The organism is Aquirufa rosea (assembly GCF_004118285.1).
Lineage (GTDB): Bacteria > Bacteroidota > Bacteroidia > Cytophagales > Spirosomataceae > Aquirufa > Aquirufa rosea.
In genome coordinates this window covers 341,323-366,812 of the sequence record NZ_SDHY01000003.1, presented here as the reverse complement: position 1 = coordinate 366,812, position 25,490 = coordinate 341,323, and the positions used below count along the sequence as shown (strand labels likewise).

The following is a 25,490-nucleotide window of genomic DNA, read 5'->3' as shown; positions in this document are numbered from 1 at the left end:
TCAATCTTTTTAATTTCACTTATCAATAAACCGAATAAAATGAGTTCAAAAAATAAATTACGCGTATTAGTGGTGGGATGTGGTAATATGGGTGCATCTCATGCTACGGCATACCATACCCATGATGGATTTGATATTTGTGGATTAGTCTCCCCGGGAAATAGCAAAGAGAAATTAAACCAACAATTGGGTGGCAAGTATGCTTTATTTGCCGACTATACGGAAGCATTAAATGCAACTAACCCTGATGCAGTTTGTATTTCAACCTATCCAGATACGCATGAAGCTTATGCCATCGCTGCCTTGGAGGCAGGCTGCCACGTATTTTTAGAAAAACCCATAGCTGATTCTTTGGCGGGTGCAGAGAGAGTCGCCGAAGTGGTTCGCAAGACGGGTAAGAAATTAGTAGTTGGTTATATTCTTAGACATCATCCCTCTTGGATAAAATTCATTGAAATTGCCAAAGGTTTAGGAAAGCCTTTGGTGATGCGAATGAACTTGAATCAACAAAGCCATGGATTTATGTGGGATGTACACCGAAACCTCATGAAGAGCTTAAGCCCTATCGTGGACTGTGGAGTGCATTACATCGATGTGATGTGTCAAATGACACGATCCAAACCTATTCGTGTTTCGGCTATCGGGGCTAGATTAACCAATGATATTCCTGCGGACAATTACAATTATGGTCAACTTCAAATTTATTTTGAAGACGGATCAGTAGGTTGGTATGAGGCAGGCTGGGGTCCAATGATCTCACAAACTGCCTATTTTGTAAAAGATGTTTTCGGTCCACTTGGCTCTGTTTCCATTGTGGCGAAAGAAGCTGGTGGAGAAGGCAAATCAGATTCCGTAGAATCACATACTAAAACTGAATCTCTCCGAGTGCATAATTCCAGTATCAATACTGAAAATGAGTTTACTCAAGAGGATGAATGGGTAAACTTAATGGATGAGCCTGATCACCAAGGCTTATGCGACCGTGAGCAGGAATATTTCTATCAAGCCATTATACAAGATTGGAATCTAAGTGATCACGTGGCAGATGCCGTTAATAGTCTAAAAATTGCATTCGCTTGTGATGAATCTGTGAAAACAGGAAAAATGATTGAACTGAACTAATTCCTATTTATCTAATAATTTCAATTAAAAGCCCGAGCTACTGACTCGGGCTTTTGTTTTATTTCAAATAAGTAGCTAACCAATTGCGAATTTCTTGGTAATGAAAACGGGAGTTTTCTGGCTTTAAAATCCAGTGATTTTCTTCTGGAAAAACAATCAATTTGCTAGGCACTTTTTGTCGCTGAAGTATACTCCAGTTTTCAATGGTATTGTTCAAAGGAACCCTGAAATCTTTTTCTCCCACCGTCAAAAGAATCGGTGTTTTAAATTGGGCAGCATATCGCATCGGATTTTGCTCTTTCCAAGTTTTGGTAGGAACCCAGGGAGCACCTCCATTCATCAGTTCTCTTCCCCAAATATAATCTGATGTACCCCATTGTGATTCAGAATTCACTAGCCCGGCATGAGATATCAAACATTTAAAATGACTGGTACTTGCTTGCATCCAGTTAGCCAAATGCCCTCCATAACTCGCCCCACCGGCAGCTTGTCTGTTCCCATCGATGAAAGAATATCTTTTCATGGCATCTTTTGCTGCTTCTAAAATATCCTGACCTGGCCCCCTAAATGGATCCAATTGAATGTCTTGAGCAAATTTTTCTCCATAACCCGTTGAACCCGTATAATCAGTCATTACGATAACGTATTCTGTACCAGCTAACACATGAGGATTCCAGCGATAGCCATAGGCGTCTTTAATAGAAATGGCTGGACCTCCATGCATTAAAACAAATAGCGGATATTTTTTTTGCGGGTCAAAAGATGCGGGCTTTAAAAGAAAACTCCTAATTTTTCTACCTCTACTAACCGTCCAAAATACCTCTGGATCTTTCAAATCATAGTCCTTTAACTTTGCGTCGTTGGCTTTCGAAATAGCTATTTCTTTGGTAGCAAATGAAACGAAATTCTCGGCAGGCAAAGCCATACTTTGGTATTGATAAGCAAAGATATTCTCCTTTTGAGACATTGAAACCTGAGTGTAAGAACCCTGTTTTCCGCCCAATACATTTTGAAAAGTTCCATCCTGAATGGAAATTTTGATAATGCGATCGAAGCCTTGGTCTTCCACACTAGCCAATATCTCCTTTTGACCAATTTCCATATGATTGATGGGCCTATCCAGTGTCTTGATTAATTCCATTTTCCCAGACATATCTGGCCAATTGAATCGATACAATCTGTTTAAATGGTAAATTTTGGTTTGATCTAAAGCTGCACCCGTAGCTATGAGATATTTCCCATCTTGACTAAAGTCGACCGAGGCATAATCCCATGAATCATCCACTAACAACTTTTCTTTGCCTCCTTCAAGGCTTACTTGATATAACTTGGATATGGCATTTTGATAGGCTGTCGTATTTAATTCCGTTGTGGCGGTAAATACCACAGACTGCTGATCTGGGGCCCAATTAAATGATCCTAACTGAAAACCAGGAGATTGAATTAAGCTAATCTCAGCGAATAAATTTTTCACCTGTTTATTGGATAAATCCAATACAAATACATGAGATTGCTTTTCATCTAACCAGCTATCCCACAAGCGAATAGGAAATGAATTGTATACTCGTGCATTATACTTTAATTTCTTCTTTTCCTCTGCTTTCTTCTTATTCAAAGAATCAGTAAAAACTCCTGGAAAAACCTTGGCACTAAACAGAATTTTACTCCCATCTCTACTTATCATGGGACTACTTATTCCTAAACTAAATTGACTGATTCGCTGCGCCTCCCCACCCAAGGATAAATCCAAAGAATATAATTGTGAAGCTTCATCTCCCTCACGTTTGGCGGTAAAGAAAATTCTATTTTCAGTAGGATGCCAAAAATAATTGTCTTCGCTGGATTTGGAATGGGTAATTTTTCTTGGTGCGGTGCTTCCGTCCGTTGCAGCCAACCATAGGTCGCTGGAATTTCCATCGGCATCATAGCTCACAATTTGTTGAGAATAAATAACCCACATACCATCTGGACTGATTTTTGGTGGAGCCACCCGCTTAGTCGACATCATTGCCTCATGATTAAATGTCTTTAAAACAGGCAATTGTGCACTAAGATTTCCCAATGCCAACAGCAAAAGTAAAATACAGGATAACAATTTGTTCATTGATGAGTTAATTAAAATAATTGTAATAAATCGACAAACTAAAGAAAATGAAAGCAATTTACCAATGCCTGGTATTGGCTGGTCTTTTTGTTGCCCCAGCTAATACAACTGCCCAAAGCCCCAAAAAGTTTATTGACAAATCAAATATGAACCTGAAAGTAAAAGCGGGGGATGATTTCGTCGAATACGCCAATGGAACATGGGTAAAGAATAATCCAATTCCCGCCAAAGAAACCCGCTGGGGAAGTTTCAATCAATTGAGAGATTTTAATATCCAAGCTGTCAAGGATATTTTAGAAGAAGCTAGAGCCAATCAAAAATCCTATCCAGTGGGAAGTATTGAAAGAAGAGTAGCCGATTTTTACGCTGCTGCTATGGATAGCGTGGCTATTGAGAAAATGGGCTATACGCCTATCAAGCCTGATTTGGATAAAGTAAATACCATTTCTAGCAAAAAAGAGGTTTTGGATGCACTAGCTCAATTTAGAATTTCTGGTATGGGTTCACCTCTTTTTAGTTTTGGTGTGGGTCAAGACAGAAAAAATGTAGAGAAAATGGTGCCGCAATTATATCAAGGAGGAACCACCTTACCTGACCGTGATTATTATTTAAAATCTGACGCAAGAAGCACCAAGATTCAAGAAGCCTACAAGAACTACATCAAAACCCTATTTGAATTAGTTGGCAACAGCTCTGAGCAAGCTAACGCACATGCTACCACGGTATTTGCCTTAGAAAAGAAATTGGCTCAGGCTCAAATGTCACGTGTAGAAATGCGTGATCCTTATAAAACCTACAACAAATTCGCATGGAACGAATTCCAACAGAAAACGACTGAAATCGATTGGTCGACTTTATTCCAACAAATGAACGTTCCGAAGCAGGATTCCATTTTGGTATCCGCTCCTAAGTTTTTTGAAGATGTGAATCAAATATTAAAAGAAACTTCAATTCCTGAATGGAAATCCTACCTACAATGGAACATTTTAAAGGGATCTGCTACTCATTTGAGCAGCCCATTTGTGAAAGCTAGCTTTAGTTTCAATCAGCTATTAAGTGGTCAAAAAGTCCAAACTCCTCGATGGCAACGTATGGCCAGCTTAACTGATGGAACCATTGGTGAATTATTAGGCCAATTATATGTGAGAAAGTATTTCAAGCCTGAGGCGAAAGAAAGAATGAATGAATTGATTGAAAACCTTAGAAAGGCCTTTGAGATACGAATTCAAAAACTAGACTGGATGAGCGAAGCCACCAAGAAGAAGGCCATGGACAAGCTGCATGCTTTCCGTCCTAAAGTAGGTTATCCGGATGTGTGGAGAACTTATGAAGGATTAGAAATTTCAGGTGATCAATACTTTCAAAATATTCGTAATGCAGGTGCTTGGGGATTCAAAGAGAATGTGAGTCAAGTAGGCAAGAAAGTAGATCGTAACCGCTGGGGAATGACCCCTCCTACGGTGAATGCGTATTACAGCCCGGTAATGAATGAAATTGTGTTCCCAGCAGGAATTTTACAATTCCCATTTTTTGATCCTAAGGCAGATGATGCTATTAATTATGGTGGAATTGGAGCTGTGATTGGACATGAAATGTCACATGGATTCGATGACTCTGGGAGTAAGTACGATAAAGATGGTACTTTGAGAAATTGGTGGACCGATGAGGACTTGAATAAATTCAAAGCCAAAACAGCTTTATTGGGTGCCCAGTTTGACGGCTATAAAATTTTAGATACCATTCGAGTAAATGGTAAATTAACCATGGGAGAAAACATTGGAGATCTGGGAGGTCTGAACATGGCTTATGAAGCATTTAAAATGACCAAGCAAGGACAATCCAAAAAGAAAATTGATGGCTTTACTCCTGATCAACGATTCTTCCTGTCTTGGGCTCAGGTGTGGCGCGGTTCTACTTTACCAGAAACAGCAGCTCAGTTAATTATTACTGACCCACATTCACCGAATGAATTCCGTACCATTGGTGCACCAGTAAATATGGACGCTTGGTATGAAGCATTTAATGTTAAGCCTGGCGACAAACTGTATAAGAAACCAGAGGACCGAATTAAGATTTGGTAATTTAATAAAATACCTTACCCTAATTTTACATGCTCATTTGATAGTTGCTAACTATTGGATGAGCATGTACCTTTTTAAAGAGTTTCTCAATTAATAGCAGTTCAATGTAATTGTAAGATTATTCATTCAAGAAATTATCTCTAGCAGAATAATTTACTCCATTGTATTTTAATCCAATTTTACAAAGTTCAGTGGACTGATGTAATAATTCACTCCTCCTTTCTTTTCTTAAAAAAGAATTTTAGCTTAAAATAAATCAAACTTAAAATAGCTAAGACAATAATTATATTGAAAATTTGCCATACTAATTGCAAAAATGAAAATTGGACTAAATCCATAGGTATATTATTAGTGGTTTAACGGTTTATTTAATCAATATCTAATAAATTTAGAAAAAAAAGGCTTGCCGATGGCAAGCCTTTTTTTTGGGAATTAAACTCTACTAATTACCGATACCTGGGTTAGTTTGAGTCTCCACTAATGGAATACCATAAATGTATCTTGGATCTGATGGTTGAATTAAAGTACCAGCTCCAAAAGAATTTAATGGCTCACCTCTACGTAATACGTCATTAGCACGGAAACCTTCCGCTAAAAACTCAATACGACGCTCCGTCAAGATAGCTCTAACTACATTAGCTTTGGTATCTAATCCAGTAAACTCATAAGTAGCATCTGAGCGCTTGTGAACAGCATTTAAGATACTGATTGCACGATTCAAGTTACCCGCTTCTGCCTCAGCTTCTGCTAGGTTCAATAAAACCTCAGCATAACGGATGTTTGGCACGAAATCGATGTATGGAGATACTCCACTGAATTTAGTTGAAGATGGGAATCTGGCAATAGCCGTAGTAGCTACTGTCAACTTAGTCTTACGGTCATCGGTGGCAGCAAACTGCGGATGGCTGTAAATACCCGTGGAACCTGTATTCAAATAGTATTCTACGTTACCAGCATTGAAATAATATCCCAACTGGTTTTGAGTACCTGGAGCATTAGTTGCATCCATAGGGAATGAGAAAATAGACTCAGTAGTGGTGTAAGGTGCCTTAAACACAGCAGAAACATCTGCCTGTAAAGCATGTGCTACACGAGTGGTTGATCTAAACGGAGCTGCGGCTGAAACAATTTTATTTGCCTCAGTGATAACTCCAGCATAATCTCCCTTAGCTAACAATACACGAGTTTTCAAGGCGATAGCCGTATTCTTGTGTGCACGTGTTGTGTTTAACAAAGCGGTTGAATAACTATCTGGAAGTTCAGTTTCAGCTTCATTCAAATCCTTTAAAATTTGATCATATACTTGAGCTACTGTACTTCTTGCCAAATTATTGTTAGAAGAAGAAGTTTCTCCTTTCAAACGCAATGGCAATCCCGGAGATGCTCCTTTGTCTAAGATATATGGCTTAGCAAAGAATTGTACCAAAGAAAAATAAGTCAAGGCACGAATAAACTTAGCCTCCCCGCGGTAATTAGCCGCCAAAGTAGAAGAAACTGCATTTGGATTAGCTGTTAAACCTTCTAGGAATAAGTTAGCACGGTTGATAGTCAAATAACCTTGAATCCAGAAACCAGCTAAATACGTGTCAGAAGGATCTTGGTTTCCTTGATAAGTAGAATAACCTGTTACCGAGTTAGTCGTACGGTTAACAAATTCCTCTCCACGGATATCGTTATAAATTAAATAACGACCACCGAATAAGCTACCACTCTTCGCGGAGCCATACAAACCATTTACTTGAGAAAGCACACGAGCAGGTGTACTAAATACTGTCGCATCAGACAGGTCTAGTTCAGGAACTGCATTAAGAAAATCCTTGCTGCAGGAGGATACCGTCATAGCAAAAGCTATAGTCAAATATCCTATTTTATTTGTGAATAATTTCATTTTATCTATACGTTAAAATTATAAACCGATGTTAATACCAAAAGTGAATGCTCTTGCTTGAGGGATGGAGTTTCTCTCGATACCGGAAGCTAAGTTAGAATCTCCATTGGAAGAGATTTCAGGGTCAACACCTTTGTAAGGCGTCAACAAGAACAAGTTAGTTCCTTGAGCATATACACGTAAACTTGAAATTCCTAAGCGACTTAAATCAGCTGGAATTTTATATCCCAAGGTAGCTGTTTGTAAACGCAAGAAATCACCTTTTTGAATATTGGCATCAATCAAGAACGATGAACCATTGGATACGTTATCTCCGTAAACAGCTCTTGGAATCTCCGTGATATCACCTTCTTTTTTCCAAGAAGTCAAGACTTCTACCGAATTATTCCAAACACGCTGATCACGTAAACCTGCTTGAGATCCGTTATAGATATAGTTTCCTCCAGAGAATGTAAAGTTTAGACCTAAGTCAAATCCTGCATACTTGAACGTATTGTTAAATCCACCATAAAACGTTGGAAGTGTATTTCCCAAAATTTGCTGCTCTGAAGATGGAGAAGTAGTAGGTTTACCATCTAAAGTAGTCCAAGCATTAGCACCTCCTAGGTGTAAATACTGTACTTTAGTACCATCTCTCTTGATGAAAATTCTGCGGCCGTTAGCTGGGTTAACTCCTCCTGTTTTTACACCGTAAATTTGAGCGGCTGAATAGCCTACTTTAGTGATAGAAGTTGCCTCTAAACCAGAAGTATTCGTCAAAATTGGGGTATTAGCATCCACCAAGGAAGTCACCATGTTTTCATTGGTAGCAAAGTTCAGGTTGGTATTCCAGCTAAATTTACCTGTATTGATTGGAGTAGCTGTTAAAGCAATCTCAAATCCTTTATTGTACATCGCACCCACGTTCGCCAAAATAGAGTTTCCTGGGATACCTTTAGAAGGTGCTTGCGGCACGTTCAAAATCAAGTTGTTGATATCCTTGTAATAATAGTTTGCCTCTAAAGTGATGCGATCATTTAAGAAACTTAGGTCTAAACCTACGTTAGTTTGAGCAGAAGTTTCCCATTTCAAATCCTTATTACCCGCTTGGTTAAAGGATAAAGTCGGAACAGCTCCGTACAATCCTGATCCAAATGTAGAGTAAGAACCATAAGCATTTGGAACGTTACCGTTACCCACTTTACCATAACTAGCTTTCAAACGGAAAGATGAAATAGTATTTCCTAGATCCATGTTTTTGAAGAATTCTTCTTCAGACACAGTCCAACCCAAGGATACTCCACCGAAATCACCCCAACGGTTTTCTGTCGATAAAGCCGAGTTACCATCGCGACGGATGTTACCACTTACAAAGTATTTTCCTTTGAAGTTATAACTCAAGTTAGCGAAGTATGCCTCGTAGGATACTTGATATATTCCATTACCAGCCGCCAAGTTAGTACCAAAGTTTCCTTGGAAATCAGTAAAGAAGAAATCGGCTAATGTTTGACGCTGAGCACCCCAGTTTAATACGCGAGTCTTTTGAACGTCAGAACCTACAATCGCTGAAAAATTATGCTTCTCTGCTAAAGTTAGATTATACTGTAAGGTATTGATCCAGTTCCAGTTGTCCGAACGAGCTGTGTTGTTATAAGCATCTCCAGATGTTGACCAACCATCACCATTGAAAGGGTTAAAGAAACGGATATTTTCCGTATTTCTACGATCCCATGAATAGGAAGTTTTAGCAGTTAAACCTTCCAAAATACGAATTTCAGCACCTAAATTGGCAATCAAACGAGTATTCTCAGAAGTAATCTTATCCAAATCACGAACTACCGCTGGGTTAGGGAACTGAGCTGGTAATAAGTTATTCATACGGCCAACCGTATTGTTTTCTAAGTTGTATGAACCATCTGGTAAATATGCTGGCAAGTTAGGCACTTGCGCTACTGCAATACGACCCAAACCTGATGTATTAAAAGCACCACCAGCATTAGAACCTGACATAGGGGCTCTGTTGAAGGTGTTAGAATAGTTGATATTGGTAGTTAATTTCAACCATTTGGTCGCTTGATGATCTAAATTAAAACGACCTGAACGACGTTGGAAAGTGTTATTTCTCAAGAAACCATCTTGGTCAGAATAGCCCCCAGAAAAATAATAGCTAGTCTTATCGTTTCCACCAGTGATAGTCATGTTGTGGTTTTGAGACACTGCTGTCTGATAAACCTCTTTGTACCAGTCGGTATCAATTAAACTTCCATCAGGATTGTAGTTAGGTAAAAATGATTTGTTCTCAGAGTTACGCTGAGTAGATGTTACTGCATTAGGATTTAACAAAAGAGCATTGGCAATCGCCATGTTTTTGTGATCCATGTATTGCTGAGCATTCAACACATCTGGTAAGCGAACTGCCTGACTTACTCCTGCCCAAGAGTCAATGGATACTTTAGCCTTACCTGATTTACCACGCTTAGTAGTAATCAATAAAACACCGGCACCTGCTCTAGAACCATAAATAGCTGCTGAAGCCGCATCTTTTAACACGTCGATAGACTCAATGTCAGAAGGGTTAATATCGGCTAATGGGTTGTTGGTAGTTGAGTTGGCAGAAACGTTATCTGTACTGATAGGTATACCATCAATCACTACCAAAGGGAAAGAGCTAAGGGACAATGAACTCAAACCACGCACACGAATAACTGGAGGGTTATTCAAAAGTCCATTAGGTTGAGTGATGTTTACCCCAGCCGCTTGTCCAGTCAAACCTTGTGAAAAGCTTTGAACTGGTCTTTCAGCAATGGTTGCTGCTTTAATGGTAGAAGCTGAACCAGTAAACTCTGTGCGTTTTTTGGTACCGTAACCTACAACCACAACTTCACTTAACTGTTTGTTATCAGATGCTAACTGAACATTGATGACAGAGCGATTTCCAACAGGAAGGGTTTGGCTGGTATAACCCACAAAACTAAATACCAAGGAGGCACCGTCTGCCACCTGAATACTGTATGAACCATCTGCAGAGGTTGTGGTTCCACGCGCTGAACCTTTTGCGCTTACACTGACACCTGGCAAGGCACTTCCATCATCTGATGAGGTCACCTTCCCTGTAACCTGTTTCATTTGAGCTATTAATGGGGCACATGAAGCCACCATCAATACCCCGAGGAGTAATAGTTTTTTCATTTTATTTAGTTTGATTATGAGAAATAAGTTGAGATAACATACATAAATGCACGAATACCCCATACAAATTTATTAACCAAATTGTTAAAAAATTGTTTTCATTTGATTAAAAATAAAAATGGGGCCCCAAAAGAGGCCCCATTTTTTCAAAATATGTAAATAAACTTTATACTAAAAATAACTAGAATTTATCCCAGTATAATTTAGTTGTTACCACATCACCACCAATCGCAGAAGCTGCAGCAGTGTAGTTAGTTCCATTTAAAGTTTGCTCATTTGCAGCATAAGTTAAACGAGTAGGGAAACCAGACTTAGCTCCTACTGGAGTTGAAATCTTAGGTTGGTCTAAGCGACGAATTTCTACCCATCCTTCATAAGGTCTGTTATATAAAGCAATCCACTTCTGAGTACCGATTTTTTGTTTCCAATCTCCAGCAGCAGTGGAATAAGCAACGTCAGCTTGAGCTAAATAAGCATCAGCATCAGCAGCTGTACCACCCCAGTAAATGATAGAAGCACGAATCGCATTGTTGTAGTGAGACTCAGCAGTACCTGCTACATTAAATCCTCTTTCTTTAGCTTCAGCACGTAAAAACTCAGTCTCTACATAATCAGCCAAAACATATGGAGCCGAAGCATCGATAACTTTAGTACCTGCACGAGAGAAGTCTACGTAAGTATTTCCTTTTCCAACAATACCACCAGCGTAAACACCAGCATTGTTAGGAGTAAAGTAAGCACTTTTACGTGGATCATTCCAGCCAATTAACTTATCCATTAAATCTTTCGCAGCGATATAGTCAGAACGACCACCTAGCACGATATCCACATATAATGGATTTTGGTTAGGAGAAGCGGCCATGTAGGTAAACAAACCATTGTCAGCAGCAGAAGAGATTGCATTTGCATCGGAAGATTCAACAGCTGTCTTGGCTAAAGTAGCGTCTACATCAGCTTGGATCATTCCCAATTTCATACGAAGGGTGTTAGCAAACTTAATCCACTTAGAAACAGATCCTTTGTAAATTAAATCTTCAGCAGAAGCAAAACCTGCAGCAGAAGCATTCATTTTAGAGATATCTGCATTCAAACGATTGATTAAATCGGTAGACACAGTTTTAGCATCATCGTATTTAGGAAATAAGATAGCTGGATTCAAGGACTCAGAGTATGGAATATTACCAAAAGTATTCACTAAAATACTGTAAGTATAAACCTCCATCACATCTAGAATAGCTAATTTATTCGCTTTTTCTCCTGCGCTCAAAGAAGCATCAGCATTGATCAATTTAGCAGACTCACGTAAATCCGCAATTACGTCACGGTACATGGTTGTCCACCATCCTTGAGGGATGTTACGTGTTGCAAAATCATACTGAGCTTCATCTTGATAAGTAGACATAGCCCAATGGCTAACCGTAAAACGGAATACATTCGTATTAACACTAGCAGATGCTAAAGATCCGGAAATTGTCTTTATCGCATTTGAAAATAAGGTAGGAGCAGGTACTGCTGCTGGCCTTTTAGTCTCAACGTTCAGTTGAGAAATATCTTCTGTACAAGCCGATGCAAGGAGCAAAAGTGGTACAAAAACTAAAAATATTTTTTTCATCTTTATCAAATTTTAGGATAATTAGAATAATAATTTGATGTTAAATCCAATCGAACGAGTAGTTGGATAAGCCCCTGATTGATTTCCTTGAATATTACCTGCTGAAAGGTTTTCTTCAGGATCAGCATAAGGAACATATTTTTGGATGATCCACAAGTTTCTACCGAAAATTGACAAATCAACTCCTTTAACACCTCCTAATTTACGTACAACCGAACTAGGTAAAGAGTAAACAATGTTTGCCTCTCTTAATTTGATATAACTAGCATCGTATACGAATGCAGCTGCTGGATTCTGTGCATAACCAAATGTACCGTAATCGTTCTCTACACGGATTGTGTTAACAGAACCATCAGCTAAAACACCTGGCATAATCACACCACCACCTTCAGCAATTGGCGAACGAGAAGGATTTCCTTTATCATTCAACACAACTGACTCAGGATATACACCTGTTGCTTGTCCGTAGTATTGATCCAATGAAAATACGCTACCACCACGCTTCATGTCGATTAAGAAGTTCAATGTTACATTCTTATATTTGAATGAGTTATTGATACCTCCTATCCAATCTGGATTTACATTACCGATATTGTTAGTAGTAGTAGAAGTAATGTCATAACGTCCATTTGCCTTCACTAATTTTTGACCATTCAAAGTCTTCCAAGTCTTTCCTTGTAAGATACCGTAAGGCTGACCTACTGTAGCATTTAAACTAACACCACCTTGGAAAGTAGCCAATTGCAAGTTTTTGCTATCGTTGTATAAACTCAATACTAAGCTGTTATTCTTAGTCCAGTTCACATTTACATTCCAAGAGAAATCAGGTGTTTTGATTGGAGTAGCATATAAACTAACCTCGAAACCTTTGTTTTCAATATTACCAGCGTTTACGAATGTACTAGAGAAACCAGTTGCAGAAGAAACTGAAGCAGGTAAGATTTGATCTAAAGTATTCGTGTGGTAATAAGTAAAGTCAAAACCTAAACGATTTTGCAAGAAAGCCATCTCTAAACCGATCTCTTTAGACTGAGTTTGCTCAGGCTTCAAGAATGGGTTGTTTTGAGTAGAAGGAGCTGAGAACAAGATAGTCGAACCAAATGGATCTGGTTTGTCATATACGTTCTTGATAGATCCCCAAGGAGCATCATTACCTACAGTTGCGTAGTTCAATCTCAATTTACCAGAAGTCAACCATGGAAGGTCTTCAATGTGGTGAGAGAATAACCAGCTAGCTGATCCAGCGTAGTATAAATAAGCATTGTTAGCAACTGGCAAAGTGGAAGACTTATCCTGACGGATAGTTCCATCTAAAGTTAAGAAATCCTTGTAAGTAAAGGTCAAACCTCCGAATACACCAAATACCTCACGTGGGTTATAGTTTTCTGAAGGAGCTGATACAGTACCTCTAGAGTTAGCGATAGAGTATAAACCTGGTACGATCAAACCACCATTAGTAGCAGCAGAAATAGAACGAACATAAGATTTACGCAAGTTCAAACCAGCTAAGGCTTTCATATTTAAACCTGAAAGGATTTCCTTGTCAAAGTTACCCATCAAATCGTAGTTAAGCTCTTGGAAAGTACGATCGAAACGGCTGTAAGCGGGAACACCTTGGCTACCTACTGCAATGCGCTCCTCTTGGAATTCATTGTACGTATCAATTGTCACACGACCCATGAAATTCAAGAAGTCAGCAGCTTTGTAGTTCAACATGGCATTACCAAAAATACGAGAACGAGTATCGTTCTGGTAGTTTTGATAACGAGTCCAGTAGTAGTTGTCTGTATAAATTGGTTTCAAACCAGCAGCACTTGAAGGATCAGACCAGTTCCAAGTTACGTTTTGTTGATTTCTGAAATAAGCTTCTTTTTGCTCTAAGATATCTACGTTAGTTTGGTACCACTGACGGAAGTTTTGGTTCACGTTCAATCCACTATAACCAGAACCATAACGACCTTTACCATCAATTACTGAGAAGTTAGCTGCAGCAGATGCTGTTACTTTCTTCGAGATATTGTATGAACCAGCTAAGTTCATGATGTTCTTGATCACGCTTGAGTTAGGTAAAGTACCACGCTCATCGTTACGAGTAAATCCTAACTTGAAAGTTCCTTGATCGGTAGCTCCATCCAATTGAACGTTAATGTTGTTGGAAATAGCTGTCTCATAAAACTTCACTGGAGTATTAGCAGCCGCTACATAAGGCTTAGCCTTTAAGTAATTTGGACCTGCAGGATCAAATGAATCCCAATGATAAACCATCAATGAAGGATTAAATTTAGTTCCATAGGAAGCATCCTCTGCTGTATTGATAACTAAATCCTTAGTACCATCACCGTTAGCATCGAAATACAAGAAACCATCTTTTTGGTATGGATCTGAATAACCCGCGCCATATTGGTTTTGGTAAGTAGCAAATGTTGATTTATCAATAGTTCCTACCGTTAAACCAGCATTAACTGTCAAACCTAAACCTTTTTTCGCTTTCTTAGTAGTAATCATGATTACACCGTTAGAAGCACGAGAACCGTAAAGAGCCGTTGCAGCAGCACCTTTCAATACAGTCATAGACTCGATATCATCTGGGTTGATATCCGCAGCAGCGTTACCGTAGTCATAACCACCACGTCCAGTTTGCTGATTAGAAGTGTTCTTAACAGAGTTATCTACAGGTACACCATCTACTACAAATAAAGCTTGGTTGTTACCAGTCAAGGACTTGTTACCACGAATAACCACGTTAGTGGAACCACCAATCGCATTACCCTGAATAATTTGAAGACCTGCTACTTTACCAGATAAAGCAGAAAATGCATTACCTGATCTAACACGAGTTAACTCGTCTCCTTTTACTTGCTGTGCAGCATAAGGCAAAGAGTTTTTGGTACGTGTCAAACCCAAGGCAGTTACAACAACCTCACTCAATTCAGCTGCATCGGCTGCTAACACAACGTTGATTGTGCTTTGGCTTCCTACATTGATTGTTTGAGCTTTGTAACCCACAAAAGAGAACTGAAGAGCTGCTCCGTTGTCTACACTGATTTTGTACGAACCATCAGCTGCGGTGGTAACACCACGCGAGGTACCTTTAAGGCTAACACTTACGCCCGGAAGCGCAGCGCCATCCTCTGAAGCAGTCACCTTACCGGTAACCACCCTTGATTGGGCTAGCAACGTACTGAATGCAGTCGCCACTAGTGCCATCACTAGTAAGAGTTTTTTCATATTGACTTAGTTTATTTAATGAAAAAATAATTTGAAAACTTTGGCAAATTATAAATTTTCCAATAGATACCAAAGAAAATTATGTATAAAGACAAGCTCACAGGCGAAAAAATGCCTAAATGCACAAATTAGCAAAATTTGATATTGAATTTTTCCTAGAGAAATTGAATAAAGTCAACTTTTTCTTAAAAAAATAATGACTCAACCATTAAATAAACTGATCCACCACAAGCACACCTAGTAGGCCTACGATAGATACAATACTTTCCATAAGTGACCAAGAACGAATGGTTTCTTTCACAGACAAATTAAAGTACTCTTTAAATAACCAAAAGCCGGTATCATTGACATGCGAAAACATTAAACTCCCAGCACCTATACTCAATACCATGAGATTGGGATTAACAAGTCCCGTGGAGACAATAGGATAAATCATACCAGCGGCTGTCAATCCTGCAATGGTGGCAGAACCTACACAAACGCGAATAATGGCTGCCATCAACCAACCCAATACCAAAGGAGGAAAAGGTAAAGTCTGCAAATAGCCTGCAATTTCTTTACTAACGCCAGAAACTAACAAAACTTCTTTCAATGATCCCGCCCCAGCAATAATCAATAAAATCATGGCCACATCCTTTACCGCATCTGTATAAATGTGCATAATTTCTTCCATTTTTTTCCCCATTCGTAAACCTAGGGTATAGGTTGCCACACAGATGGCAATTAACATGACCATGGAAGGGTCGGCTATTAAATGAATCCAGGGAGTCCATGCTGAATTCTTATCCATTTTTATATCAGCCAAAGTCGTCAATACCAATAAAAAGACGGGAAATAATGCCGTAATAAAACTGGATGTCCTACTGGGTAATTGAGAGGCTGGAATTTCATCCCCTTGAAACGCCTTCAATGAACGAATAGGCATATTCGTTAAAGTCTTGGAAAAAATAGGACCCGCACAGATGATGGCTGGAATGGATACGATGATGCCATAAAAAAGAGTAGTACCCATATTCGCATTAAACTGAGCCACTAGGGCAGCCGGCGACGGGTGAGGTGGCAAAAAGCCATGCGCTACTGACAGGGAAGCCATCATAGGAATACCCGTCATCAATGGATGCAATTTAAACTGATGAACCAATGAAAAAATCAAAGGTATCATCAACACAAAACCCACATTATAAAACAAAGGAATACCAATGATAAAACCCGTTAACATCAACCCCCATGCCATATTTTTTTGACCAAATGCCTGAATCAAACTTCCAGAGATTTGTTGAGCTGCCCCACTACTCGCGACCAGTTTACCCAGCATGGCTCCCAATACAATGATAGTGACCAAAGATCCCAAGGTATCTCCTATTCCTTTCTGAACTGATTTGGCTAAATCCCCCAACGGCAAGCCTAATAAATAACCTGTCGTTAGACTTATGATCAAAAACGCAATAAAGGCATTTACCTTTTGATAGGTTATCAAAAAAACGAGCAGGCAAATACACAAGATTACAATGGCGATGGTCATGAGTAAAGGATAAATTGAGGGAAACTGAGTGTTTTAATTTATTAGCAAAAGCACATTTTTTCTTTAAATTACTCCATTTATTTTGAAATATTTTAGTAAAAGGAAGAAAATCATGGAAACAAAAGCAGGTTTGATTAATCTCTACAGCTTTTAAATTCCATTAAAAATCCCCATAAGTATCTTCCAAATACTTTTGCATCACTAATATATCCTCTTTAGAAGTTAGATCGGGAACGTTTTCAGCTAATGGAATGGCGTAAAAACCTCTTCCAGTACCTTCCCCAAACAGAGCGACTGAAGTTGGTAATTCTTTTTCATTACGCACAGGGTGAAAGGGCGTTTTGGCTAAGTAGGGTAAAAAAGTAGAAGCTTCAAACACAAATATATTCATACTCACACCTAGTCTTCCTAGCTGAGCCATCAATTCCTCCGCCTGCTGAGCTGTAGGTTTTTCAATGATTTCCAACAAATAGCCTTCCGCATCCGTGCGGATTAGAGCAAAAGCAGATATTCGTTCAGCTGGGTATAATAGGCTATCCCGGTGATATGAAATCAAAGCTTGTTCATGTTCAGTAGCCCAAAGTGTCTTGAGCGCATTCACAGAATATAGATTATCGGAATTACACACAATCACTCTACCTTTTTGCCAATCTTCATGCTGCATTAAAGCTTGGTAAACGGCATCAGCTGTGCCAGCAGGTTTCTCACGATCCGCAGGTATTTGCTGACGGGCAAAAACAATTTTCATCCCCCAGCAAGCATCTCTAGACATTAAATCTTCACAATATTCTTGCGTTACTTGATCTGTTGGATGCAACAAAAGCATCACTTCCTCTATTCCTGCTAGATGAGCATTGTATAATTGGTAGTCAATTAGGGTTTTTCCATTTTTCCCGACTTGAATCATTCCTTTAGTAACAGAATTAGCTTGAGCTACCAAATTAGGATCTAAATCACTTCCTTCTGACAAGGCCTTCTTCATACGAGAAGCCATTCCACCCGCTAAAATCAATAATCTTTTTTTCATGTCTGGTATTAATAAAACAAACTTTCTTTTTCAACTTTTGTCCCCTCATCCACTCGAATGATGTAGGCTTTTCCCCCTTCTTTCTCAATGGCGGCAACCACTTTTTCAGGGTTATTGGGCACATAAGCAAACATGCAACCACCTCCGCCAGAGCCATTAATTTTCGCTCCCAAAGCACCCGCTTCCAAGGAAGCTTGAATCATGCGATCTATTTTTGATGTGGAGATTTTTTTGTGCTCTCTTAGGTTTAACTGATGTTGGTTTAGTAAATCTCCCAATTTTTCATCACTCCAGGTTTGCTTTCCTTCAAACATGGCTTTCGCCTCTAACAATATATCCCGATCGGAAATATTGGCTTGAAGTAAAATCCACTCGGCTTCATTTATGCTGGATTGATAAGGTAAACAATCTTCTAGGCTTGCCTTTTCTAAATCAAAACTTGGGTTAATCTTTTTAATTTTATCTAGGCCACTCAACATTCCAAACTTGACATGCGCCAAAATTTTCAAAGTATCCTTGGCCTCCAAAGAATCTCCTAAAACAAACGTTCCCAATTCTCTGGCATAGGTTTCTATAGAAATTTTAGGTCTACTTTGTAAAAATATCACATTCCCCACCGCCGTGGAGTATTGATCCATCATACCACCTGGCTCAGTAAATTCTAGCACCTCAGCTTCATAGGTAATCTCTCCAACTTCCTTTTGACTGAGGTGCATTTGGTACATTTCACTTAGAAACTTTACCCAGGAAACAACCATAGCAGAAGAACTAGATGTTCCCGAATTGATTGGAATATTTCCTTTCACTTCTATCTCCAAACCTTTACCAAGGGCATAGCCATTCCGATGCAACACATTGCAGACACTTTTAAAATAGTCTCTTTCTTTGGTATATTCTAAAGGAAAATCCAAATCAAATTCCTCCACAGCTTGAACATCCGGTAATGAAAAGCGAACCTTTTTATCGGCCCGAAACTGACCTTTCATCTGTATTCTTTTAGAAATGGCCGCGGCAATAACGGGTAAACCTAAGTAATCTTGATGCTCGCCAAATAAACAAATTCGACCTGGGGTAGAAACAATCATGCTAAAATTTAAAGTAAAACAAAAGTACAAATTAGATTTAAAAAAATACCTTACCTTTGAAACACTTAAATATCATCGATGATCACCAAGCGCATACCATCTGTCGATTATTTTCGAGGCTTTATTCTCTTTCTACTTGCCGCGGAAAGTACTGATTTGTACCATAATTTGGACAATTTATTTCCTGACAATTTCATTATCTCCCAATTTTTTCATGTCAAATGGCAGGGATTACATTTTTGGGATTTAATTCAACCAGGTTTTATGATGATTGCGGGTGCCGCTCTCTATTTTTCAACTTATAAAAGATTGGATAACGGTGAAACATATGGCACATTATGGCCAAAGGTTTTAAAAAGATCCTTATTGTTATTTTTATTTGGTACAGGACTTCATTGCCTTGGCAAAGAAAGGTTGGTTTTTGAATTATGGAATGTACTGACTCAATTATCCGTTACCACCATTATTGCCTTTTTCTTATTACGGTTCTCCATTCCTCTACAAATCGCCGCTTCCCTGTTACTATTATTACTTTCTCATAGTTTATATGTATTTAGTGACATTCCAGGATATAACGAACCTTATACACCGGATAAAAACTTTGGTTCTTACATGGACATGTTTTTAATGGGAAAATTAAGCGGTGGGCATTGGATTGCCATCAATTGTATTCCCACAGCGGCGCATACCATTTGGGGAGCATTAATGGGAAGAATCATTCATAGAAGTACATCACCCACGAACGTGCTACGCACCTTCATTGGATTGGGAATATTAGGGCTTTTAGTGGGCTATGGATTAGATTTTGCTGGGATTCCCATCATAAAAAGAACTGCTACCCTCTCCTTCACATTAGCCTCTGGAGGCTGGATATCTTTGATGATGGCTGCATTTTATCTAAACTGGGAAAGAAGCAAGCCCATTTTACCTGCGCCGAAATATATTTTATCCTTTGGGAAAAACTCTATTTTTATTTATTTGTTCTTTGAATCTGTAGGTCCACAATGGCTCAATAAAGCATCCTTTGTATTTGTTGGAGGCTTTATGGAAAAATTGCACATCACTGAAAATTGGGCCGAATTGGTTAATTCCCTCGTCGTGTTAGGACTGATTGGAGGCATTGCTGTTTGGCTGGATAAGCATAAAATCTACATTTCCTTGTAGCTTACCCATTGACCAAAAACAACGTTGACAAGGTTTTAAACCTTGTCAACGTTGTTCAAGCAAATAAAAAATTTCGATTTTACACCGCAGCAAGTTGATAATTTGATTATTTCTCCAACTTGTTTAAGTAGTCAAATTTATAAGCCCAGGTTTGAGCTATATTAAATGCCTTCGTCTTAGCTTCTTCCGCTTTAGGCCCTTCGAATAAGGAATCAATGGTTTGGGTAAACAAGCTAATCCAATGTTCGAAATGGGCTTTAGACAAGGGGATAACTTGATTTACCATTAAATGTGGTTGCATGGGTGCACCACGATAGGAATGCCCATCCAATAAGAGCATTTCCCAAAAATCGTACATTTTAGGTAGGTGATGATCCCAGTCCACTTTCATGACATCCAAAAATATATGACCCACCAAATCATCTGAGGTCATACTTTTATAAAATGCATCAACAAAAACTTCAATATCTGCCTTGGAAGTTATATCCCTTTTCATTAGCGAGTCTTAACTTTTTGAGTCAACCAATCCGCCACTTTTTGCCCCTGCTTCGCTCCCTCATCCAAAGCGGGCCAGAAATGGATTCCTCCATAAAGTCGACTAATAGAAGCCTCATCAGATGCCTGAATGAAGGAATTGAATTTCCTTGGAGGAAGGCCATAAGGAATTTCTGTAGAGTCATTAAAAGCAACATTTTCTCCAAACAACTTCGTTAAAACAACTGCAGCTGATCTAGAAATGGTACTATGACCTGAGGTATATTCTGGAAAGGGAGGTGTCTGTAAAACAGGCATCCAAGTTTTATCGATGGATGCATTGATAACCGTCTCAGGACGAATTCTAATGGAACGATATTTTTCATCCCAACAAGAAATAAATCCATCAAAAATAGCAATGGACGTCAAGGCAAAAGCCTCAGCAGTTTCTATGTAATTCTTCTTTAGCTGTCTTGATACTTGTCCCGCTATACCCAACCAATGTCCACCTGGCGACATTTTTTTGGTCGCAAACATGGCATGCCCTGTTATATTCATTTTAAATGGATTGCAATCCCAGAAATTAGCAATGTCCCGCTGCTCGTTGGTCAAATTTTTGACTGTTTCATAAACTTGCATCACTTCCTTATGATATGGACTTCCGGGTGTTAAATCGAAATGACTAGGAACTGGTGCGCGAAATTGGGAAGAAGAATCTAGTGCGGCTGGTCTTATTTTCGTCCAGTAAGGTTCCACGGCATCAATGTATGCCGGTGGCGTTGGAGTCCAAGTCCCCGGGGCATTAGTAACTGTAAACCTAAATCCTCGTGTTTGTTTATAATTATCTTTAGCTGCATATTTCATAATGGACTCAGCTACAGAATCACCGAATGCAATAGAGCGCTCATACACATCTTGGGGTATACCAATTTTCTTATAATCCGCCTCTAGTTTTTTATCAAATTCCGCATAAAGTTCTTGAGCAAATGTCAATTTTTTACCTACTGCCAAATAAGCTCTGACTGATGCCACAGGAAAACAATATTCTTCACCTGGATTAGGCTGAGCTACTTTTTCAAAACCGTTCAATTGCCCCACCAGTGAGCGATATCCCTTGTTACCATGCAATGCGGCCTCATAACCCGCAATACTAGCATACATATAAATCCTAGAAGAAACTGGAGGTGCGAAAATATCATGAATGATACTCTCCGTGAGCATGACTTCTGAGCGAATTAAAAATTCAGGATTGGCTGCCTCTTGCTGGTAATTAGGATTACCAGATTGACAAGCTGAAATCCAAACAATGATAAATAAAAATAAATATCCTTTCATTGGGCTTAATTTTCGTAAGACAAATATACCAATACTTGGTATGCTAAAATAAATATTGACAAAAATCAGCTAATCGCAGATTCAGCGGCCAAACGTCCGGAGGCAAATGCGGCCTGCAAAGAAGGATATTGGGTATAATCTCCTGTCAAGATAATTCCCTTTTTATGAGCTTTCTGTTTAATATGCTTCCAAAAACCTTGTTTAGGCAAAGATTCGGGAATGCTAAATGCTTTCAAAAATTTCCAATTTAATTTACCCTGGCACAGGTATTTTTCCATCTCTCGCAAAACTTCACCCTCGGAAATATCAACTTTTAAGGTAGTAACCGACATCAATACTTTTCCCTGGGGAGCACAATGGGGATTTATCTTACTTAAACAGGTAAAATGTAAAATTTCAGATTCTTCGTTTTGAGGAATCAAATGCAAGAGTTTTCCTTCATTCTCAAATTTATCTGCAGAGAAATAAAATGTTTTACTTTGCAAGATCGCTCCCTTGGCCAACGGAATATCCAATAAAGTAGCTGCCGCGGTTGGATTAGCTGCCAAAATAACTTTATGGTAATCCAGAACCTCTCCATTGCTTAACTCCACCTTCCCATTTTCTAAACTCTTGACTTCTACCCCTAATCTGACACAACTTGGAGGTAAAACATCTAGTAATTGTTGGGAAATAGCCCCCATTCCTGCCTTAGGAATTGCGGCCTTTCCTTCCAAAAACTGTTTCAGATAAAACAAAAACAAAGAAGCCGGCTGCGACAGTTGATTATCTAAAAATATGCCTTGAAAAAAGGGCTTCAAAAATGACTCGCGAAAGTTGTTCGAAAAATTCAAGGATTTAATGTATTCCCACGAGCTAAGCTGCAGATTGGTTTCTGGAGTGGCATCCCATTGAATTCTCAACCAAAGTTTTGCCAATTTAAACAAATCTGAAAAGTGAATAATTCCCTTTTCAAATGCTTGAAATAAGGCAAATGTATGCTGCCAAGGACTGTAAAAACTGGTCCAAGTATGATCCAACCAGAGGTAGGCTCCTGCATCAAAATAAGATAAATCCAAATCCTTCAAACGCAAACTACGCTGCACTTCAGGGTATGAAGTTTGTAAGACTTGAAAGCCATGATCAAGTATAAAGCCTTGAAAATGTTCACTTTGTACTCTACCTCCTACCTGAGCTTGTTTTTCAATAAGAATAAATGGAATGTTGGCCTCATACAGCACATTGGCCGCCTGTAAGCCCGCAATACCAGCTCCAATAATGACGATTGGTTTCATGTTAAATTTATATTTAAACAAACTCTTTCAACTTACAAAAGTTTAAAGTCTTTTTTATTACTTTGCACATTAAATGATTCCCTGGAATGAATTACAAAATTAAGGAGGAAAACGGTTATCACTATATCGATGAGGGTAAAGGGGAAATATTATTGATGCTTCATGGACTTTTCGGAGCTCTGAGCAATTGGGAAGGAGTAATTTCCCACTTCAAATCAAATTATCGAATCATTATACCATTAATGCCTATACATGATATGCCTATCAAAGAGGCAGGTTGTGAGGGTTTAACGGTTTTTGTAGAAGACTTTGTCGCCTTTAAACAATTGGATAAATTCAGCCTAATTGGTAATTCCTTAGGAGGACATGTAGCACTTATTTATACCTTAAGACATCCAGAAAAGGTACAAAGACTCATACTAACCGGTTCTTCAGGTTTATTTGAAAATTCCATGGGTGGCTCTTACCCTAAACGTGGAAATTATGAATACATCAAAGAGCGTGTTGAGTATACATTTTATGACCCAAAAACAGCTAGTAAAGAGCTAGTGGATGAGGTCTTTGAAATAACCAACAGCATACCCAAAGTGATGCGAATTATCGCCATCGCTAAATCAGCTCAAAGGAATAATATGGCCAAAGATATTGTCCATATTAACACCCCTACTTTACTTATATGGGGTTTAAATGATACCATCACTCCTCCGCATGTAGGACATGAATTCAATCAATTAATTCGCGGTTCAGAATTACAATTTATTGATAAATGCTGCCATGCACCCATGATGGAAAGACCTAATGAATTCAATGCCATTCTTGATAAATGGCTACAAAAAACGAAAGTTTAGCCATGTTAGCCCTATCTTATTTATCTGTCGACTATCCCACACTTACTTTGCAAGATAGCCTACAAAAAGCGCTGAAACTTATTCAAGCTAATAAGGTAACAGCACTAAGCGTTGTGGACAATAAAAAATGGATAGGTTCCATCTCTGCCACAGAAATAGAAAAATCTATCTCATCTTCCGCCAAATTAAAAGATATTCAACCCTCTTTCAATGGCGATAAATTAGAATTGGAAGAAGACATCTTGGCCAGCCTTCCTCTGTTTGAAAGTACCGGTTTTAATTTATTACCTGTCATCAATGAAGAAGGTAGATGGATGGGGTATTTACATCAAGACGTTTTAGCTCAAATGTTCATTCATTCGGGTCTAGAAGCCAAAAACGGAGGAATCATTCGCATGTCTTTTCATGCACAACGAGATTCCATGAGCGTTGTTTTACGTTTAGTAGAAGAGCATAAAGGCCTAATGGTCCGTAGCTGCTTACACCGCTCTGAAAAGAATCCACAAGCCTTACCAGAATGGATCATTCAAGTTCAAACTGATCAGTTTGCTCGTTTGGTTAAAAGTTTAGAAAGACATGACATTGCCATCGAAAAAGCATTTGCTTTTGGGCCGAACGAGGATGTAGACAAACTCCGATTTGATTTACTATTAAAATACTTAAATCCTTAATTGTGAGTTTAAAAATTGCCATTCATGGAAAACCATTTACAGGTGACACTAAAAGCCTGATGGAACAACTATGGAGCAATATTCTTTCTAAGAACTGTGACATCACTCTTTCAGATAGTTTTAAAACTCACTTATTATCACACGATTTTGAGGTAGACCATATTCCTGCTTACTCTTCCTTAATGGGACCACAAGGAGTTGACATGGCCTGGAGCATAGGGGGTGATGGTACCTTACTAGAAACATTGACCCACATAGGAGATAAAATGATTCCTATTCTGGGTATTAATACGGGAAGGTTAGGATTCTTGGCTACTATTTCGCCGCAAGAAGTTTCCCAAGCCTTGGATTTCCTAATTCAAGGGAATTTCAGGGTAGAGGAACGTAGTTTGGTGTCTGTCAAATCAGAAGTCGATTTATTCGCCAATCAATCCTTTGGACTCAATGAAGTGGGTATCATGAAAACAGATACTTCCTCCATGATTGTCATCAAGGCCTATGTCGATGGAAATTACCTGAATTCTTATTGGGCAGATGGATTGATCGTTTCTACAGCTACAGGCTCTACCGGCTATTCTCTATCTGTCGGAGGTCCATTAGTCATGCCTGGCTCCGATATATTCATCATTGCTCCAATGAGTCCACATAACTTAAATGTGCGTCCACTGGTAGTTTCCAGCGATTCTCAATTACGATTTGAAGTGAGTAGTAGAAGTCAAAATTTCTTGATTTCCATTGATTCCCGCTCCAAAGTATTGGACAGTCAATTCAGCATAGAAGTTCAAAAAGCTGTCTTCCCCGCCAAATTAATTAAAATTCCAGGTGACGACTTTCTTCAAACCCTAAGAAACAAATTGAACTGGGGGCTAGATGTAAGAAATTAATCA

General features: G+C 38.9%; 17 protein-coding genes. 6 read left to right on the top strand and 11 right to left on the bottom strand.

What is annotated here, in order from left to right:
* Positions 1–39 precede the first annotated feature (39 nt).
* Positions 40–1,122 carry a Gfo/Idh/MocA family oxidoreductase gene (locus ESB04_RS06665; RefSeq protein ID WP_129026948.1) on the top strand — a complete coding sequence of 361 codons (1,083 nt, stop codon included), beginning with the start codon at positions 40–42 and terminating at the stop codon, positions 1,120–1,122.
* A gap of 58 nt (positions 1,123–1,180) precedes the next feature.
* Here ESB04_RS06665 and ESB04_RS06660 read toward each other — a convergent pair whose 3' ends face one another.
* Positions 1,181–3,226 carry a S9 family peptidase gene (locus ESB04_RS06660; protein ID WP_129026947.1) on the bottom strand — a complete coding sequence of 682 codons (2,046 nt, stop codon included), beginning with the start codon at positions 3,224–3,226 and terminating at the stop codon, positions 1,181–1,183.
* 47 nt (positions 3,227–3,273) lie between these two features.
* Here ESB04_RS06660 and ESB04_RS06655 point away from each other — a divergent pair, with 47 nt between their 5' ends.
* A complete protein-coding gene (locus tag ESB04_RS06655) occupies positions 3,274–5,307 on the top strand; it encodes a M13 family metallopeptidase (protein WP_129026946.1) in 2,034 nt (677 codons plus the stop codon).
* A gap of 442 nt (positions 5,308–5,749) precedes the next feature.
* Here the strand turns inward: ESB04_RS06655 and ESB04_RS06650 are convergent, their stop codons facing one another.
* The 7 genes from ESB04_RS06650 to ESB04_RS06620 form a co-directional block, all read right to left on the bottom strand.
* Positions 5,750–7,195, bottom strand: coding sequence for a RagB/SusD family nutrient uptake outer membrane protein (locus tag ESB04_RS06650; RefSeq protein ID WP_129026945.1), 1,446 nt, complete (start codon positions 7,193–7,195; stop codon positions 5,750–5,752).
* Between the two features lie 18 nt (positions 7,196–7,213).
* A complete protein-coding gene (locus ESB04_RS06645; RefSeq protein WP_129026944.1) occupies positions 7,214–10,363 on the bottom strand; it encodes a SusC/RagA family TonB-linked outer membrane protein in 3,150 nt (1,049 codons plus the stop codon).
* Positions 10,364–10,544: 181 nt separating this feature from the next.
* Positions 10,545–11,975: a SusD/RagB family nutrient-binding outer membrane lipoprotein gene (locus tag ESB04_RS06640; RefSeq protein ID WP_129026943.1), complete on the bottom strand. Its 1,431-nt coding sequence runs from the start codon at positions 11,973–11,975 to the stop codon at positions 10,545–10,547.
* A gap of 21 nt (positions 11,976–11,996) precedes the next feature.
* The gene (locus ESB04_RS06635; protein ID WP_129026942.1) at positions 11,997–15,203 is read right to left on the bottom strand and encodes a SusC/RagA family TonB-linked outer membrane protein; all 3,207 of its coding nucleotides are present in this window, start codon (positions 15,201–15,203) and stop codon (positions 11,997–11,999) included.
* Between the two features lie 208 nt (positions 15,204–15,411).
* Positions 15,412–16,725: a gluconate:H+ symporter gene (locus ESB04_RS06630; RefSeq protein WP_129026941.1), complete on the bottom strand. Its 1,314-nt coding sequence runs from the start codon at positions 16,723–16,725 to the stop codon at positions 15,412–15,414.
* A gap of 160 nt (positions 16,726–16,885) precedes the next feature.
* Positions 16,886–17,752, bottom strand: a complete 867-nt coding sequence (locus ESB04_RS06625) for a sugar phosphate nucleotidyltransferase (RefSeq protein ID WP_129026940.1) — start codon at positions 17,750–17,752, stop codon at positions 16,886–16,888.
* An 8-nt stretch (positions 17,753–17,760) separates the two neighbouring features.
* On the bottom strand, positions 17,761–18,837 hold the full coding sequence (locus tag ESB04_RS06620; protein ID WP_129026939.1) for a GHMP family kinase ATP-binding protein: 1,077 nt from the start codon (positions 18,835–18,837) through the stop codon (positions 17,761–17,763).
* A 78-nt stretch (positions 18,838–18,915) separates the two neighbouring features.
* Here ESB04_RS06620 and ESB04_RS06615 point away from each other — a divergent pair, with 78 nt between their 5' ends.
* A complete protein-coding gene (locus tag ESB04_RS06615; RefSeq protein WP_129026938.1) occupies positions 18,916–20,001 on the top strand; it encodes a DUF5009 domain-containing protein in 1,086 nt (361 codons plus the stop codon).
* A 106-nt stretch (positions 20,002–20,107) separates the two neighbouring features.
* Here the strand turns inward: ESB04_RS06615 and ESB04_RS06610 are convergent, their stop codons facing one another.
* The 3 genes from ESB04_RS06610 to ESB04_RS06600 all read right to left on the bottom strand — a co-directional run bounded on the left by ESB04_RS06610 (position 20,108) and on the right by ESB04_RS06600 (position 23,084).
* Positions 20,108–20,497: a group III truncated hemoglobin gene (locus tag ESB04_RS06610; protein ID WP_129026937.1), complete on the bottom strand. Its 390-nt coding sequence runs from the start codon at positions 20,495–20,497 to the stop codon at positions 20,108–20,110.
* On the bottom strand, positions 20,497–21,810 hold the full coding sequence (locus ESB04_RS06605) for a vanadium-dependent haloperoxidase (protein ID WP_129026936.1): 1,314 nt from the start codon (positions 21,808–21,810) through the stop codon (positions 20,497–20,499). The genes ESB04_RS06610 and ESB04_RS06605 overlap by 1 nt, the downstream gene beginning before the upstream one ends.
* Positions 21,811–21,875: 65 nt before the next feature.
* Positions 21,876–23,084, bottom strand: a complete 1,209-nt coding sequence (locus ESB04_RS06600; protein WP_129026935.1) for a protoporphyrinogen/coproporphyrinogen oxidase — start codon at positions 23,082–23,084, stop codon at positions 21,876–21,878.
* Positions 23,085–23,170: 86 nt separating this feature from the next.
* Here ESB04_RS06600 and ESB04_RS06595 point away from each other — a divergent pair, with 86 nt between their 5' ends.
* From ESB04_RS06595 to ESB04_RS06585, 3 genes are read left to right on the top strand one after another with little or no spacing between them, the layout of a single operon-like run.
* The gene (locus tag ESB04_RS06595) at positions 23,171–23,932 is read left to right on the top strand and encodes an alpha/beta fold hydrolase (protein WP_129026934.1); all 762 of its coding nucleotides are present in this window, start codon (positions 23,171–23,173) and stop codon (positions 23,930–23,932) included.
* Complete coding sequence (locus ESB04_RS06590) at positions 23,908–24,603, top strand: CBS domain-containing protein (protein ID WP_129026933.1); 696 nt, start codon at positions 23,908–23,910, stop codon at positions 24,601–24,603. The genes ESB04_RS06595 and ESB04_RS06590 overlap by 25 nt, the downstream gene beginning before the upstream one ends.
* Positions 24,604–24,605: 2 nt before the next feature.
* Positions 24,606–25,487, top strand: a complete 882-nt coding sequence (locus ESB04_RS06585) for an NAD kinase (RefSeq protein ID WP_129026932.1) — start codon at positions 24,606–24,608, stop codon at positions 25,485–25,487.
* Positions 25,488–25,490 lie beyond the last annotated feature (3 nt).